Genomic DNA, 16,318 nt, shown 5'->3' with positions numbered 1-16,318 from the left:
TCCTTGTCCAAAGGGGTTCCAATGCCTAGCTTTCTATTTGCATCCGACTCATTCAAGGGCAGCATTTCTTCGAAACGCACCGCAGAGCTTCTTTGTGCCGCAGGCAGAGAGGTATGGCCCGATGCGGAGCTACGCTCCGTTGCTGTGGCAGACGGAGGAGAGGGTACCGTAGAAGCTCTCATTGAGGCACTCGGGGGAGAGGCCGTCGTCGTGACGGTCGAGGGGCCGGGGGGCTCCGGGGTCAAGGCTATGTATGGATTGTTGCCCGGCCATCGCGCAGTCATCGAGATGGCGGCGGCATCGGGACTTACCCTCCTTTCTCCCGAGGAGCGTAATCCGCTTGTTACTTCGACCTTCGGCACGGGCCAGTTGATTCTGGACGCCCTTGATCGTGGGGTCGTGGATATCTCGTTGGCCATTGGGGGGAGCGCTACCAACGACGGTGGCATGGGCTGCCTCCGCGCATTGGGAGTCCGGTTTCTTGACGGGCGTGGCAACGAGCTGGCGGGACGTGGAGAAGATCTGGCAAAGGTTAATTCGATTGACCTCGAAGGTGTGGATCGACGCATTGAGGCAACGGACTTCCACGTCATGTGCGACGTCGATAACCCCCTCTTGGGGACACGAGGTGCGGCTGCCGTGTTCGCCCCGCAAAAGGGTGCTAACACGTCAATGGTTGCCGAGCTGGAGGAGGGCATGAAATCATATGCGGGCGTCCTCGCACGGACCTTCGGAACTGATGTCTCGTGCGAACCGGGAATGGGGGCATCGGGTGGGCTGGGCATAGCCGCCCGCCTCTTCCTGCGGGCAGAGGTCGTTCCGGGTATCGAGCATGTTCTTGATCTTGTCGGCTTCGACGATCTTCTCGCAGGCGCCGACCTGTGCGTGACCGGAGAGGGTCATGCCGACTCACAGTCGGTGCATGGCAAGTTGGTGAGCGGAGTGGCATGCCGGTGCAAGAGGAGGGGAGTGCCCTGTGTCGCCCTGGTGGGCGCAATGGACGCCAGCGCGACGGAGCTCCTGGGATACGGGGTCTCGGCCATAGTTCCCACCGTCATCGGCTGTACTTCCGTTGCAGACGCGATGGACCATGCCGAGCAAAACTTCACGCTCGCAGCTGACCGCATGTTTTCGCTGTTGAGGATTGGTTCCGGCTTGGTACACTAGATTCATCGGGCTCTATGCGACTTGTTATTTCAAAAGGAGGTCAGCCATGGCAGCCAAGGTAGTCGTCGCGTGTGGTCACGGAATCGCAACTTCGCACATGGTCGCCCAGAAAGTGACCAAGCTGCTCGCTGCCGAGGGCGTCGAGGCAAACGTCGTTGCCGTCGACATGGACTCTCTGGCAGAGCAGCTCAAGGACGCCGACGCCTACATCCCCGTGGTGAAGACCGAGGAGGAGCTTGACGTCCCTACCTTCAACGGTGTCGCCTTCGTCACGGGCATGGGCCAGGACGAGGAGCTCAAGCGCCTGATCGAGGCCATCAGGGACAAGTAGCCTGCAGCCAAGGGAAGAGAATAGGGCCGACCGGAGGGGAGTTCCCGCCGGTCGGCCCCTTGCGTCGCAAGCCATTTGTTACACGCTGTTCCACGCCGCAGGCGCCATGCCGCAAGCCTTGGACTTCCGCCGCCCTTCGGGGGCAACGTCAGCCCAGCATTCTGCCCGCCACGGTGACGGCGACCATCACCACCAGACCGACGTTTGCCTGTGAGGCACCCAGCTCGCGCATGGAGTCCCTCACCGACTCGTGCCACTCCTCCGCCTTCCTCTGCTCCTCGGGGCTTGCGGCCGAGCGGTCGACCCTGACCTCCCGCATCTTGAGCCACCCCCCATTCACGCGAACCGTTCTCGCTTGGGGTTGGTCTACCCACGGCAACACCCCGACGATGGGATTTCGCTCCAAAAGGAGGCAAACCCTCCGCAGGTGGCGATGGGGGAGGCGGGAGAGAACCCTGGGACGTAGGGGGTCCCTCTCCGTCGCCCTACGCCAGGCTCCCCACCAGCGCCTCGGCCACGCGCAGTCCGTCCGTGGCCGCGCTCATGATGCCGCCCGCATAGCCTGCGCCCTCGCCGCAGGGCCAGAGGCCGGGAGTCGAGGTGGACTGGAGGTTCTCTCCCCTGGTGACGCGGACGGGAGAGCTCGAGCGGCTCTCGACCCCCGTGAGCACGGCGTCGGCGAGCGAGAAGCCGTGCAGCTGGTGGTCCATGGCAGGTATCGCCGCGCGCAGGGTCTTTGTCACGTAGTCGGGAAGGCAGCACGAGACGTCGCCCCAGGCCACGCCGCGGGGGTAGGTGGGCCGCACCTCCCCGCCGGCGGAGGAGGGGACGCCCTGCAGGAAGTCTCCCACCAGCTGGGCGGGCGCCACGTACGCGCCGCCTCCCGCCGAAAATGCCGCTCGCTCGCACTGGCGCTGGAGTCCCACGCCGGCGAGGACGTCGTCCCCGGGCAGGTCCTCGGGGAAGACGTTGGCGAGGAGCCCCGAGTTCGCGTTGGTGCCCGCGCGGTCCGAGAGGCTCATGCCGTTGGTCACCACGCCGCCCGGCTCGCTCGCGGCGGCAACGACGTATCCGCCGGGACACGTGCAGAACGAGAAGGCGCTGCGCCCGGAGTCCAGGTGGGCGACCAGCTTGTAGGGGGCGGCGCCCAGGACGGGGTGCCCCGCAAAGGGGCCATACTGGGCGCGGTCGACGAGGGCCTGCGGGTGCTCGATACGCATGCCCATGGCGAAGGTCTTGCGCTCCAGCCTGACGCCGGAGTCGCGCAGGAGCTCGAAGACGTCGCGGGCGGAGTGTCCGCAGGCCAGGACCACGTCGGTGGCGGGAACGCGCTCCTCGACGAGGATGCCCCCCGCACGCTCCTCCTCGAGCGTGACGCCGCTGACGCGTCCCCCGGCAAGGGAGAGTCCCACCATCCTGCTGCCGAAGCGGACCTCCCCGCCCAGATCGCGGATGCGCTGGCAGACGTTGGTGACCACCGTGGGCAGCACGTCGCTGCCCACGTGGGGCTTGGCGTCCCAGAGGATCTGACGCGACGCGCCTGCGTCCACGAGGGTCTGGAGGATGAGGCGGTGCGCGGGGCTCTTCGTGCCCGTTCCCAGCTTTCCGTCGGAGAAGGTCCCGGCGCCGCCCAGGCCGAACTGGACGTTGCTCGAGGGGTCCAGCTCGCCGGTGCGATTGAAGCGCTCGATGTCGGCGCTGCGCCGCCGTGCGTCCCGGCCGCGCTCCACGAGCAGGGGCTCGAGCCCGGCCTCGGCCAGCGAGAGCGCGCAGAAGAGTCCGGCACAGCCCGCCCCGACGACCACGGGACGCCGGACGGGAGCGGTGCCCAGGTGGGCCGGCCAGGCGAGCCGATCCTCCTCGACCTGGCGGAGCTGCCGCAGGACGGGGGAGTGGCGGCGCCTGAGCCTGCGCAGGAGCTCGGCTTCCGCGTTGGCCCCTCCCCGCAGCTGCATGCGGACGCTGTAGCTGAAGTGGACGTCCGACTTCTTGCGCGCATCCACCGAGCGCTTGCGCGGCTGGACAGCCGCGAGGTCGTCGGGCGTCAGGTGCAATCGACGGAGGACGGCGCGCCTCAGGGCAAGCTCCTCCGTGCGCTCGCTGCCGTCCAGCTGGTCCAGGGGTATGCGGATGCCAGAGAGCTCGAGCACGCTAGCCTGCCTTCCTCGCGAGTCCTGCCGCGGACCTGCCCGCGACGAGCCCGCTCTTCCATGCCCACGAGAGGTTGAAGCCGCCGCAGTCGCCGTCCATGTCCAGCGCCTCGCCGCAGGCGAGGATGCCGGGACGGGAGGCGCAGCGCAAGGACAGGGGGTCGAACTGGTTGGTCAGGAGTCCTCCCTGGCAGACCTGTGCGCCCTTCTCGGCGGCAAGGCCCCTCACGCGAAGGGGAAGGTGCTTGACCAGGTGGACGAGCCGGTCCGCATGGGTGTCGCGTGGAGTGGGACCAAGCTGGGGCGCGCCGGGGTCCCAGCGCTCGCATGCGAGGCGCTCGAGCAGGCGGGCCACCTCTGGGTCAAGCACGCCGTCGAGGCAGCCTGGCTCGGGGTCCATGCCCATGATCTGGCGAAGCTCGGATGGCCCGTGGTCTGGCACGAGGTCGACGAGGACCCAGTCGCCGGGACGGGCGCGCCGCGAGAGGTCGAAGGTCACGATGCCCGAGATGCCGTAGCCCCTGAAGAGGAGCTCGCCCCGCTCGTGCCAGCAGGGGAGGAGGTCGTCGTCGCGCACGAGGCTCAGGTCCACCTGGGCGCGCCTCCCGTCGAGCAGCGACAGGGGGGAGTCCTCGCAGGCCACGGGGCAGAGGGCGGGCGAGAGGGGCCTGCGTTCCAGCCCCAGGTCGTCGGTCAGTGCGCCACCGCCCACGGAGTTGGTCCCGCCCGTGGCGAGGACGACCGTCTGGGCGCGAAGCTCGCCCCGGCGCCCGGCGTCCCAGCGCGCCTCGAAGCGCAGCCGCCATCCGTCGTCGCGCGGCTCGAGCGCGACGAGCCTGCGGCCGCACGCCAGCTGCACGCCGGCCCTTCTCGCCCGCGCCAGGAGCACGTTGCGGACGGAGGCGGCCTGGCGCGAGAGGGGGTAGAGCCTGTCGTCCTCGAGCGACCAGCGCAGGCCGCAGTCGCGGAAGAAGCCCAGGACGTCGTCCAGGGGACGCTGGCCGAACGTGGCCCGCACGAACTCCGGGTCGTTGTAGCGCCGGGGGTCCAGCCTCACGGTGGAGAAGTTGCAGCGTCCGTTGCCGGTGGCGAGGATGCTGCGACCACATTCGAGCTCCGCCTCCAGCACGACGACGCTCGCGCCCTCCTCGGCGGCGACGATGGCCGCGACGAGGCCGGCGGCACCGCCGCCCACGACGCAGACGTCCGTCACGTCCGAGGGAGCTGCCTCGATGGCGGCGGAGACGAGCTCGGCCTCGCGCTGCGCGCGCGAGGGCCGCCTCTCTCCCCGTGCCCTTGTCCTGGATTTGGAGCCTGGCACCTAGGCCACCTGCTCGTGGGCCTCGATCTGCTCGACTGCCTTGGCCACGAAGCCCTCCGGGAGCACCTGTTCGAAGTTGCCCTCGTCACAGCTCCTGGCAATCCTGGGGTCGATGGGCAGCTGGTCCAGGGCGGCGATGCCAAAGTGGGCGGCCGTCTCCTGCAGCTTGCTGGGACCGAAGGGCTCCACGCGCTCGCCGCAGTTGGGACAGGGGAGCCAGCTCAGGTTCTCGACCAGGCCGATGACGGGGACCTCCATCATGGCGGCCATGTTGAGCGCCTTGCCCACGACCATCTGCACCAGGTCCTGGGGCGAGCTCACGATCACGACGCCCTCGATGGGCAGGCTCTGGAAGACGGTGAGGGCCACGTCGCCGGTTCCTGGGGGCATGTCGACCAGCAGGTAGTCGATGTCGCCCCAGCGGGTCTCCTCGAAGAACTGGCGGAGCGCCCCCATGAGCATGGGACCGCGCCAGAGCACGGGGTCGGTCTCGTTCTCGAGCACGAGGTTGGTGCTCATGACCTTGATGCCCCCGTCGGACTCGATGGGGACGAGCTTCTCGTCGCGCGCCAGGGCGTGCTTGCCGGACATGCCGAACATCTTGGGTATGGAGGGGCCGGTGATGTCGGCGTCCATGATGGCCACCTTGCGGCCGTCGCGCCTGAGGCTGGTGGCGATGGCGCCGGTGACCAGGGACTTGCCGACGCCGCCCTTGCCCGAGATGACGCCGATCACGTGCTTGATGTGCGAGCCGGGCTCGGGCTGGAAGGTCTGGGGACCCTGCTGCTGTTGTCCTCCGTGGCCCAGGGCCGCGTCGACCTCCCGGCGCAGCGCCTCCTCGTCTATGTCTGCCATGCGGGATTCCTCTCCTTGGGAGCGCGGCGCGCCGGGCGGGACGTGGGTCCCGCGCGCCGGCGCGCCGACGAGTTGCCGATGAGTCGATTCTACCCAAGGGGACGGTGACGCAGCCTGGGGCAGGGCGCCCGGGGTTGTCCGGCTAGCCTTCCGTGACGTCCGTGATCGTGTACATGGCCGCCGTCAGTCGCGGGTCACTGGCGTACTGCTCGTCGCTGATCGACCCTGCATAGGTCATGCTTTCGCCGCGCACGTGGCTGGCGCTCGTGTCCCAGTCCATCCAGGGAAGCCCCGTCCGTGCGATGAGATCCGCAGGTACCGTCCCTGCTGCCTCGCAGAGCGCATCGAATCGGTCCGACAGCACCCGTTCATAGTCGTCGACGAGCTCGATGCGATACAGCCTGGTGGTCGTCGAGCCGTCCGCGAACGTCGCGGTCACCTCGAGTCGCGCCTGACTGAGCGAGTCGTTGCAGGTCACGAAGCCGGAGATGTAGTTCTTCCTCGTCCACTCGTATGCCTTCTCGGGCGTGGACGTCGCGTCCGCGAGCGCGGAGTCGTACGCGGCCCTGAGCTCGCTCGTCCTCTTGGGCCTGCTCGCGCGTTCCTGCTCGGAGTCCTGTCCCTCCGCTTCGGCGGAGGTGTCGTCCCACGACCGCGGGGTGGGGTTCTCGTTGTCGTCGCTGCCGTCTGGGCTGAGTGTGGCATCCAGCCAGGCGTCGAGGGCCTGCAGGGTGGGGTCGCTGTCCCAATATGACTGCATGTCTCCGGACGCAGCAACGAAGTGGTAGACGCCGTCGGCGGTGTGGTAGGAGCCGTCGGCGGACCGCTGTCCGTAGTCGATGGTGATCGACTCGGGCTGGAACTGCCCCTCTTCTGGGGCGAGCCCCTCTTCTGGGGCGACGAAGCCCTCCGTCTGCTCGTAGCTGCCCCAGACCGCCTGGTGTAGGCTCACGAGGTCGCGCGTTCCGACCCCGTCCGGGAACCTGTCCTTGTCCATGACGCTGGCGCGGTACTTCTCGGTGGGACTGCCGACGATGCGATACGTGACGGACGTTATGTTGTCGCCGGTGACCGAGAGGTTGAGCTTGAGCTCCTGGCTCCTTGAGACCTCGTCCGAGACGGGACGGATGCCGTCGTTGGTCGCCGCGACGCTGACCTCCTTGCTTGTCTCGGATGCCTGGGCAATCGAAAGCGAGAAGGGATGCTCCGACGCCTCGGAGGCACCCGTGCCGGAGTCCTGCGTGGTGCCAGACGGGCTTGCGGGGCTTGACATGGCCCCGATGGCCACGGCGAGTGCGAGCCCACAGGCGACCGCTCCCACTGCGACGCGGGGAAGCAGGACCGGGGAACGTCCGTGGGGCACTTGGGCGTCCTGCTGCGAGCGTATGTCGCGGATGCGGTCAATCACGCGGTCGTCGAGCCGGGGGGAGGTCCGGACCTCGGACACGGCGGACTCCAGGCCCGCCTTGATGGCCTCGTCCGCGCCGCTTGCGAAGTCGCCGGCCTTGTCGTCAAATTGCCTCATAGTCGAGTCCTTCCAACGTTTTCCTTAGCTTCTCGCGCCCGCGCTGCAGTCGCGTGCGAACGGTAGACTCCCTGCATCCAGCTACTTCTGCTATGCGTGCGCAGCTCATCTCCTCGACGTAGAAGAGGAAGACGGGGGTCCGATATCTCTCCGGGAGCCTGCGCAGGGCATCCCAGAGGGGCGGGCATGAGTCCTTCGGATGGCCGCGCCCGCCCACGACGCTGTCGGAGGTCGGGTCCTCGGACGTGGAGGGCTCTCTGTCGAGCTCCTCCATCGAGGCGATGTGACGCCACCACCAGGTCCTCCTGAGGTCGTGGCAGCGGTTGATGGTGACGCGCAGGAGCCAGGCCTTGAGGTGCTCGTCGCTCTCGAACTTGGTGGGGGAGCATGCCAGCGACACGAACACGTCCTGGTAGACGTCCTCGGCGTCTGCCCTGGAACCGGTCTGTGCCAAGGCGAGGCGCAGTACCGAGTCCCCCCAGGCGCTCATCGCGTCCCGCACGAACGCGTCCGAGCGTTGGACCCTTTCTCTCCCGTCTGCCACCCCATGCACCTTTCGTTGTGAGGGACTCCATCTGTCATTAACACGGGCTGGGACGTGTCGCGTCCCACGTTTTCTTGATCCGAGCGCTGTCGGGCAGCGAGGAGTCCCCATCGTCCCGCTTCTTGTTAGCGCGTCTTGCCGCGCGCCTCGTATAATCGAGGCAATGAGGGCGTTCTTTTCGTACTGCCTCTGACGAGGGGAGGAATCCAAATGAAGGCGCACAAGTTCTTTGCATGGGCCACCGTCACCTGCTTCCTGCTCACCATGGTGACGGGCTACAAGCACGCATAGCCTGGCGCCGCTCGGCCTCGGGCTGGCTCGTGCGGGGCGATGCCGCTTGGGACGCTGCGCTTCCTGGCGGGCCTGCCGTCATTCTTCTCATCGTATGATTTATCGAAAATCAGTAAATTAATATCGAAAAACGATATGTTTGCCCTATAATGGCCGTCGACGAAGTGCCTGATTCGTCGACGGCCTCCGGCAGCTGCCAGGCCGACGTCCCATACCGACAGCCGCTTGGAGCTCGCATGTCACGAAGAGAGATGTCCCTTCTCCTCAAGGCGATCGACCTTCTCGCCGTCCTTTCCTGCCTCGTGGTTGCCATCGCCGCCATCCCGCCCGTCGAGGCGCGCGGCGTGGTCCCGCCCGGCTCGGCCCTCCTGTTCGTTCTGGGCATCCTGCCCCTCGTCGTCCTGGCGGCGGTGGCGTGGAGGCTCTTCTCGGCCATCGGCGCGGGAGAGGTCTTCACGCAGGGCAACGCGCTCCTCCTGCGGCGCATGGGCTACCTTGCGGCGGCTGACGCGGCCGTGTGGCTCGCCGAGCTCGTGGCGTACCTCGCCTTCGTGGCACCTGTCGTCTTCAGCGTCGTCGCGTCCCTCTCCGTCGCCCTCGTGTTCTCCGTCTCGCTCGCCGTGGTGTGCGTCGCGCTCTCGGGGCTCACCCAGAACGCGGCCCAGATCAAGGACGAGAACGACCTGGTGGTGTAGGCATGGGCCACATCCACGTGAACCTCGACGTCATGCTCGCGCGACGCCAGATGAGCCTCACCGAGCTCTCCGAGCGCGTCGGCGTGACCATCGCGAACCTCTCGATACTCAAGACGGGCAAGGCGCGGGCGATCCGCTTCACCACGCTCGAGGCGATCTGCGAGGAGCTCGACTGCCAGCCCGCCGACCTGCTCGAGTACCGCAGGGACACCGACGAGAAACGCCGCGGGGACACCGACGAAAGGAAGTGGGACAGATGAGAGAGCCAGAAGCCGGGGGCAGGCCCCCCATGCCCGGACAGATCGCGGAGGAAGGTATCGCCGAGAAGCCCGCCTCCGCCGACGCCCCCGCCCGCAGCCTGGAGCCGGCAGGCCCGCGCGACTACCTCGTTCCCGCCTGCGCCGCGGGCCTCGCCATCCTCTGGAGCGTCGCCGCCGACCACACGATGCTCTCGCTCGCCCTCATCACCATCTGCGGCGTGGGCATCACGGTCTGCATCTTCGCCTTCTTTGTCGTCGCGCTCGCCCTGCGCGGGGGCCTGCGCGACCTGGGGGGTGCCGCGAAGGCCCTGCTCGTCGCCTGCCTGCTCCTCGCGCTCGCCCCGACCCTCGTGTCGAACCGGGACCTCCGCATGCTCAATGCCCTCGTCATGGGGGCGAGCTGCATCCTCGAGTACCTGCTGCTCTCGGGCTGCGCCGAGGACGTGGCGCTGAGTTTGGGCGGCTGCCTGCGTGCCGTCAGCTTCTTCTTCACGGAGCAGTTCTCGAACACTGCCCAGCTCAGGCTGCTGAGCCGCGGCAGCTCGGGCAAGGGTCGGCTTCGCTCGTCCCTGCTGGGACTGCTCGTTGCGCTCGCGATCCTCATGGTCGCCGTGCCCCTGCTCTTCAGCGCCGACCCGGTCTTCGCCGACCTCTTCGGGAGGATCCTCGGCTGGCTCGACGACGGGCTCTTCGCGTGGGGCATGCGTGCCGCCCGCTTCGCCTTGGCCTTCGTCGCCGGCTCCGGGATGCTCCTGGGCCTGCTTCATGGGCACGGACGCTCCGTTGGAAGGCTCGAGCCCCACTCCCCGCGTCGCGCCAGCGCCAGCTCCGTGGGCACCATGCTTGCGGCGCTCGACCTGGTCTACCTGCTCTTCGTGGGGGTGCAGTTCGTCTACCTCTTCGGCGGGGCGAGCTCTCCCGCCATGTTTGGCGGGTACGCCGGCTACGCGCGCTCCGGCTTCTTCCAGCTCGCGGCTGTCGCGGGCATCAACATCGTGGTGGTCCTGGCGAGCGTCTGGGTGAGCAGGGACGCCGAGCGCTTCCGGCCCGTCGTGGCTCTGCAGCTCGTGCTCCTGGCGAGTATCGTGGTCATGCTCGCGTCCGCGGCGCTGCGCATGTCGCTCTATGTGGGCGCCTACGGCCTGACCATCCTGCGCCTGCTCACCTTCGTGGGCATGGTGGGGATACTCTCGCTGGTCGTGTATGCGACCGTCTGGCTGCTGAGGCCCGAGTTCCCCATCTTCCGCTGGGCCATCGCCACGCTCCTGTGCATTTGGGTCGCCTTCATGCTGAGCGGTCCCGCCGCGCGCGTGGCCGACTTCAACGTCGATGGCTTCCTTGCGGGCAGGGTGCAGGAGATGGACGTCTACTACCTGGGTGACCTCTCGGCCGATGCGATACCCGCCCTCGAGCGGCTTGCCGCGCGGAGCCCGGAGTACGCCGTGGAGGCGCGGATGCAGGTCCGCTCGCTTCGGGCCGGCGTGGACGCGAGCGGGTGGCAGGAGCGCTCGGTCGCGGAGATGCTGGAGCTGCAGAAGCTCGAGGGCTGAGGAAGCCCGAAGGCTGCGGATGCACGAGGGCCGAGCAACTCGCCGTTGATTGTGGCTGCCCGGGCGGAAATTCCCGCCCGGGCTTTCTCGTGCCGCAGAAAACTGCGCATTGGGTTTCTTTCAGCCGCAAGAGTCCTGGGCAAACGCCGTCCGTCTCCACAATTCGAGGCTTCCGTGCGCAGTTTTTGGCCGACCCTCCCAGTAGCGCGGTGCCGCCTGGCCTCCTCTCGCCCCGAGTCCCTGCGGGGATGCTGTCGAATCGCCGCCCGGCGGCATAGCCCCCAGCGCATCGGGTATACGCTAGTGCCGTCTGCACGTCTTCATTTCCAAGGGGAAGCACATGGCCTCCGAGTCCATCGTCATCCGCGGCGCGCGCGAGCACAACCTGCGGGACATCGACGTCACCATCCCGCGCGACAAGCTCGTCGTCATCACGGGGCTCTCGGGCTCGGGCAAGTCGAGCCTCGCCTTCGACACCATCTACGCCGAGGGGCAGCGCCGCTACGTCGAGTCGCTCTCGAGCTACGCCCGCATGTTCCTGGGCCAGATGGACAAGCCCGACCTCGACTCCATCGACGGCCTCTCGCCCGCGGTCTCGATCGACCAGAAGACCACGAGCCGCAACCCCCGCTCCACCGTGGGAACCGTGACGGAGATCTACGACTACCTGCGCCTGCTCTACGCCCGCATCGGTGTCCCGCACTGCCCCGAGTGTGGCCGCGTGATCGAGCGCCAGACCACCGACCAGGTGGCCGACAAGGTCCTCGCCGTGGGCCAGGGCCGCCGCGCCCTCGTGCTGGCCCCCGTGGTCCTGGGCCGCAAGGGCGAGTACGCCAAGCTCTTCGAGGACCTGCGCCACGAGGGCTTCAGCCGCGTGCGCGTGGACGGCGAGGTGCGCGAGCTCGAGGAGGACATCAGGCTCGAGAAGAAGCTCAAGCACTCCATCGAGGTCGTCGTGGACCGCGTGGTCATTCGCGAGAACAGTCTCGGCCGCGTGGCGGAGGCCATCGAGACGGCTACGCGCCTCGCCTCGGGCCGCGTCTCGTTCTACCTGCTCCCCGACCGCGACGCCCCCGAGGCCGCGGAGGGGGAGCTCCTGAGCTACTCCCTGGCCCTGGCCTGCCCCGAGCACGGCCACTCCATAGACGACCTGCAGCCTCGCGACTTCTCGTTCAACGCGCCCTACGGAGCCTGTCCCGACTGTGACGGCATCGGGACGCGTCGCAGCGTGGACGCGGAGGCGCTGATCGAGGACCCGACGCTCTCCGTGGCAGGCGGCGTTTTCGGCAGCATCTTCGGCCACTCCAACTACTACCCGCAGATCCTCTCGGCCGTCTGTGTCCACATGGGCGAGAGCGACCAGACCCCTTGGAACAAGCTGAAGAAGAAGACCCAGCACGCCCTGCTCGACGGCCTGGGGGACGCCAAGGTCCGCGTGGAGTACCACACGCGCGACGGCCGCGACACCAACTGGACCACCACCTTCTCGGGCGTGCGCTCCATCCTCTTCGAGAAGTACCAGGAGACCACCTCCGAGACCATGAAGACCCACCTGGAGAAGTACATCCGGGAGGTGCCCTGCCCCACCTGCCACGGCGCCCGCCTCAAGCCCGAGTACCTGGCCGTCACCGTGGGGGACCGCAACATACAGGAGGTCTGCGACCTCAGCTGCAAGGACGCCCTGGACTTCTTCGAAGGCCTGTCCCTCACCGAGCGCCAGCACCTCATCGGCGCCCCCATCGTTAAGGAGGTCATCGCCCGCCTGCGCTTCATGGTCAACGTGGGCCTGGACTACCTCACGCTGAGCCGCGCCGCGGCGACGCTATCTGGTGGAGAGGCCCAGCGCATCCGCCTCGCCACCCAGATCGGCGCCGGGCTCATGGGCGTGCTCTACATCCTGGACGAGCCCTCCATCGGCCTGCACCAGCGCGACAACGACCGGCTCATAGACACCCTGCGCCGCCTGCGCGACCAGGGCAACACCGTGATCGTGGTGGAGCACGACGAGGACACCATACGCGCCGCCGACTACGTCATAGACATGGGTCCCGGCGCCGGCGAGCTGGGCGGGGCCGTGGTCGCCGCTGGCACGCCGCAGGAGATCATGGCGAACCCCGACTCCGTCACCGGTGCCTACCTCACGGGCCGCAGGCTCGTCGAGCTCCCCGCCGCGCGGCGCAAGCCCGGTCGCGGCGCCATCAAGATCCTCGGCGCCTCCGCCAACAACCTGCGCTCCGTGAGCGCCAAGGTCGAGCTGGGGACCCTCACCGTGGTCACCGGCGTCAGCGGGTCGGGCAAGTCGTCCCTCGTGACGGACACCCTGGCGCCCGCCCTCACCAACGCCGTGCACCACTCCAAGCGCGCCGTCGGCCCCTACCGCCGCCTCGAGGGGCTGGAGGACGAGGAGGGCCGCAAGACGATCGACAAGGTCATCGACATCGACCAGAGTCCCATCGGCCGCACCCCGCGCTCCAACCCCGCGACCTACATCGGTCTCTGGGACGACCTCCGCGCGCTCTTCGCGAGCGTGCCCGAGAGCCGCGCGCGCGGCTACAGCGCCGGGCGCTTCTCGTTCAACGTGCCGGGCGGCCGCTGCGAGGCCTGCAAGGGCGACGGGCAGATCAAGATCGAGATGAACTTCCTCCCCGACATCTACGTGCCCTGCGAGGTCTGCCACGGCAAGCGCTACAACCGCGAGACCCTCGAGGTCACCTACCACGGCAAGAGCATCAGCGACGTCCTGGACATGACGGTGACCGAGGCCCTGGCCTTCTTCGCCAGCATCCCCCGGATCAAGCGCAAGCTCCAGACCCTCTATGACGTGGGCCTGGGCTACGTGCACCTGGGCCAGCCCGCCACGACGCTCTCGGGCGGCGAGGCGCAGCGCGTCAAGCTCGCCAAGGAGCTCCACCGCCAGCAGACGGGCAAGACCCTCTACATTCTGGACGAGCCTACCACCGGCCTGCACTTCGAGGACGTGCGCATGCTCGTCGAGGTGCTCGAGAAGCTCGTCGACGCCGGCAACACCGTGCTGGTCATCGAGCACAACCTGGACGTCATCAAGATGGCCGACCGCATCATAGACATGGGCCCCGAGGGAGGTGCCGGCGGCGGCACCGTCGTAGCCTACGGCACCCCCGAGCAGGTCGCCAAGGCCAAGGGCAGCCATACTGGCCGCTACCTCGCGCCCATCCTGGAGCGCGACCGTAGGCGCATGGCCGAGCGCGCCTCAAAGGGCAAGGGCTAGAGGAGAGGGACGTGGCAAAGCGGGAGAAGGTCGCGAAGACCAACGCCATGCGCGAGCTCGAGCGCGCGGGAGTCGCCTACACTTGCCTTGCCTACGACTCCGACGGGGAGGACCTCTCGTCCGGCGTGGGCGTCCGCATCAGCGAGGCCCTGGGGGAGGACGTCGACTCCTCCTTCAAGACCCTGGTAACGGTGACACCCTCGGGCGGGCACGTGGTCTGTTGCATCCCGGTCGCCGAGGAGCTCGACCTCAAGAAGGCGGCGGCAGCGGCGGGGGAGAAGTCTCTCTCGATGATGCACGTGCGCGACCTCGAGGCCGTGACCGGCTACGTCCGTGGCGGCTGCTCGCCGGTGGGCATGAGGAAGCCCTTCCCGACCCTCATCGACGAGTGTGCCCAGCTCTTCGACGACGTAGGCATCTCGGGCGGGAGGCGCGGCCTCAGCCTGCGCCTCGACCCCCTCGACCTCGCCGCCTTCACCAAGGCGAAGTTCGCAGACATCTGCCGCTAGGCGGCACGACCCGGACGCCTGCGGGGCCCGCAGGAGCGGCCTGGCCCAGACAAGGAGCTAGCAATGCCCAAGCACATGGCAACGCCCACGAGCCCCCGGCCCCAGCTCTACCCGGCGGAGCCCGCCGCCGGCGTCGAGCCCCAGGACCGAGAGGCGCAGGTCGGTCGCTCCGCCGCCCTCATGAGCGCCCTCGTCATCGTGAGCCGCCTCACGGGCTTCTTCCGCACCTGGGGCCAGGCCTACGCGCTGGGCGTCACCGTCACGGCGAGCTGCTACTCCGTGGCGAACAACCTCCCCAACCAGCTGTACGAGATCGTGGTGGGCGGCATGCTGGTGACGGCCTTCCTGCCGGTCTACCTCTCGGTGAAGAAGCGCCTGGGGCGGGAGGGCGCCAACGCCTACACCTCCAACCTGGTCACGATCGTCCTCATCCTCATGGGGGCGATCTGCGCCCTGGGCTTCGTCTTCGCGAGCCAGGTGGTGTGGACCCAGTCGTTCAGTGCGAGCTCCGACTTCGACAGCGAGCTCGCCGTCTACTTCTTCCGCTTCTTCGTCATCGAGGTCGTGCTCTACGCGCTCTCGTCGATCCTCTCCGGCGTGCTCAACGCCGAGCGCGACTACTTCTGGTCCAGCGCGGCGCCCATCTTCAACAACTTCGTGACCACGGCCTCCTTCCTGGTCTACGCCTGGCTCGTGGGGCCCGACCCGCAGCTTGCGCTCGTGCTCCTCGCCCTGGGCAACCCCCTGGGCGTGGCGGTCCAGGTCCTCATGCAGGTCCCGTCGCTGTCGAGGCATGGCATCCGCATCCGCCTGCACCTCGACCTGCATGACCCTGCAATCAAGGAGACCCTTTCCATTGGCGTGCCCTCGCTGGTGGTCATGCTCTGCTCCTTCGAGACGGTCTCGGTCATGACCAGCTCGTCTCTCTCGGCCACGGCGGCCGGCGCCTCGGTGAGCTACTACGCCCGGCTCTGGTACACCCTGCCCTATGCCATCCTCGCCGTCCCCATCACGACGGCGATGTTCACCGAGCTCTCGGACTACGTCGCCCGCGGGGACATGGACGCGTACCGGCGCGGCGTGTCGGTGGGGACGAGCCGCATCCTCTTCTTCATGGTGCCCTTCACCCTCTACCTTGTGGCCTTCGCGCGGCCGCTCGTCGTGCTGCTGGCCGCGGGCAAGTTCTCCGCCTCCGACATCGACATGACCGCGAGCTACCTGCGGGCGCTCTCGGTTTCGCTCGCGCCCTACGCCGTGGTCATGTACCTGCAGAAGGTCTGCTCGTCGCTCAGGCGCATGGGGCTCTATGCCAGCGCGCACGTGGTGGCCGCGGCGATCCAGACCGTGATCTGCCTCGCGCTCACGCCGGCCTTCGGGCTCAACGTGGTCGCATGGTCCTCTGCGGTCTACATGGTCGCCGTGCTGGCAGTGACCTTCTGGAACCTCAGGCGCACCATCGGTGGCCTGGGCATCCGCGGCATGCTGGCCACTGCGTTGCGCTCCCTGGCGCTGGGCCTCGCGGGCGCCGCCGCCGGCTGGGGCGTCATGCGTGGCCTTTCCGCCGCCGTCCCCTCGCTGGTCGCGGGCGGCGTGCGCGGGGCGCTCGTGCTGGTGGTGGCGGGCGGCATCCCCTCGCTGGTCGTGACCTACGGCCTGGCCGCCGCCCTGCGCCTGCCCGAGATGTCCGCCGTCAACGCGATCCTGGGCAGGTTGCTCCGCCGTCGCGGCTAGCCATCGACCACGTCCGACGCGCCCTCGCCTGCGAATGCCTGCGCCCGACGAGCCGGCTCACGCCGCGGGCACGCTCAGCGCGTCGCATAACGTCGCGACTACGTCCAACGCGTCATACAACATCGCCACTACGTCCGACGCG

At 68.1% G+C, this 16,318-nt stretch carries 14 protein-coding genes; 8 read left to right on the top strand and 6 right to left on the bottom strand.

Going from position 1 to position 16,318, the window contains the following annotated elements:
- Positions 1–21 precede the first annotated feature (21 nt).
- Positions 22–1,167, top strand: coding sequence for a glycerate kinase (locus HMPREF1008_RS00425; RefSeq protein WP_040656647.1), 1,146 nt, complete (start codon positions 22–24; stop codon positions 1,165–1,167).
- A gap of 46 nt (positions 1,168–1,213) precedes the next feature.
- On the top strand, positions 1,214–1,498 hold the full coding sequence (locus HMPREF1008_RS00420) for a PTS sugar transporter subunit IIB (protein ID WP_009277867.1): 285 nt from the start codon (positions 1,214–1,216) through the stop codon (positions 1,496–1,498).
- Between the two features lie 148 nt (positions 1,499–1,646).
- Here the strand turns inward: HMPREF1008_RS00420 and HMPREF1008_RS00415 are convergent, their stop codons facing one another.
- The 6 genes from HMPREF1008_RS00415 to HMPREF1008_RS00390 all read right to left on the bottom strand — a co-directional run bounded on the left by HMPREF1008_RS00415 (position 1,647) and on the right by HMPREF1008_RS00390 (position 7,893).
- A complete protein-coding gene (locus HMPREF1008_RS00415) occupies positions 1,647–1,817 on the bottom strand; it encodes a hypothetical protein (protein ID WP_009277866.1) in 171 nt (56 codons plus the stop codon).
- A gap of 166 nt (positions 1,818–1,983) precedes the next feature.
- Complete coding sequence (locus HMPREF1008_RS00410; protein ID WP_009277865.1) at positions 1,984–3,648, bottom strand: NAD(P)/FAD-dependent oxidoreductase; 1,665 nt, start codon at positions 3,646–3,648, stop codon at positions 1,984–1,986.
- A 1-nt stretch (position 3,649) separates the two neighbouring features.
- On the bottom strand, positions 3,650–4,969 hold the full coding sequence (locus HMPREF1008_RS00405) for an aminoacetone oxidase family FAD-binding enzyme (RefSeq protein ID WP_009277864.1): 1,320 nt from the start codon (positions 4,967–4,969) through the stop codon (positions 3,650–3,652).
- On the bottom strand, positions 4,970–5,824 hold the full coding sequence (locus HMPREF1008_RS00400; protein ID WP_009277863.1) for an Mrp/NBP35 family ATP-binding protein: 855 nt from the start codon (positions 5,822–5,824) through the stop codon (positions 4,970–4,972).
- Positions 5,825–5,966: 142 nt separating this feature from the next.
- A complete protein-coding gene (locus HMPREF1008_RS00395; protein ID WP_009277862.1) occupies positions 5,967–7,349 on the bottom strand; it encodes a hypothetical protein in 1,383 nt (460 codons plus the stop codon).
- Complete coding sequence (locus tag HMPREF1008_RS00390; RefSeq protein ID WP_009277861.1) at positions 7,336–7,893, bottom strand: sigma-70 family RNA polymerase sigma factor; 558 nt, start codon at positions 7,891–7,893, stop codon at positions 7,336–7,338. The genes HMPREF1008_RS00395 and HMPREF1008_RS00390 overlap by 14 nt, the downstream gene beginning before the upstream one ends.
- Positions 7,894–8,420: 527 nt before the next feature.
- Between HMPREF1008_RS00390 and HMPREF1008_RS00385 the strand changes: the two genes are divergently transcribed.
- The 6 genes from HMPREF1008_RS00385 to murJ all read left to right on the top strand — a co-directional run bounded on the left by HMPREF1008_RS00385 (position 8,421) and on the right by murJ (position 16,176).
- Positions 8,421–8,879, top strand: a complete 459-nt coding sequence (locus HMPREF1008_RS00385; protein ID WP_009277860.1) for a DUF2975 domain-containing protein — start codon at positions 8,421–8,423, stop codon at positions 8,877–8,879.
- A 32-nt stretch (positions 8,880–8,911) separates the two neighbouring features.
- Positions 8,912–9,139 (top strand): helix-turn-helix transcriptional regulator, encoded by a 228-nt coding sequence (locus HMPREF1008_RS00380; protein WP_231782244.1) that lies wholly within the window; start codon positions 8,912–8,914, stop codon positions 9,137–9,139.
- The gene (locus HMPREF1008_RS00375; RefSeq protein ID WP_009277858.1) at positions 9,136–10,689 is read left to right on the top strand and encodes a DUF4153 domain-containing protein; all 1,554 of its coding nucleotides are present in this window, start codon (positions 9,136–9,138) and stop codon (positions 10,687–10,689) included. Before HMPREF1008_RS00380 ends, HMPREF1008_RS00375 begins: the two co-directional genes overlap by 4 nt.
- A gap of 340 nt (positions 10,690–11,029) precedes the next feature.
- Positions 11,030–13,936: an excinuclease ABC subunit UvrA gene (gene uvrA / locus HMPREF1008_RS00370; protein ID WP_009277857.1), complete on the top strand. Its 2,907-nt coding sequence runs from the start codon at positions 11,030–11,032 to the stop codon at positions 13,934–13,936.
- Between the two features lie 11 nt (positions 13,937–13,947).
- Positions 13,948–14,445 carry a Cys-tRNA(Pro) deacylase gene (gene ybaK / locus HMPREF1008_RS00365; protein WP_009277856.1) on the top strand — a complete coding sequence of 166 codons (498 nt, stop codon included), beginning with the start codon at positions 13,948–13,950 and terminating at the stop codon, positions 14,443–14,445.
- Between the two features lie 63 nt (positions 14,446–14,508).
- Positions 14,509–16,176, top strand: coding sequence for a murein biosynthesis integral membrane protein MurJ (gene murJ / locus HMPREF1008_RS00360; protein WP_009277855.1), 1,668 nt, complete (start codon positions 14,509–14,511; stop codon positions 16,174–16,176).
- Positions 16,177–16,318: the final 142 nt, after the last annotated feature.

It is taken from the genome of Olsenella sp. oral taxon 809 str. F0356 (assembly GCF_000233535.1).
GTDB classification, from domain to species: domain Bacteria; phylum Actinomycetota; class Coriobacteriia; order Coriobacteriales; family Atopobiaceae; genus Olsenella_I; species Olsenella_I phocaeensis.
The sequence above is the reverse complement of the archived record's forward strand: the minus strand, read 5'-3'. Positions and strand labels throughout refer to the sequence as shown.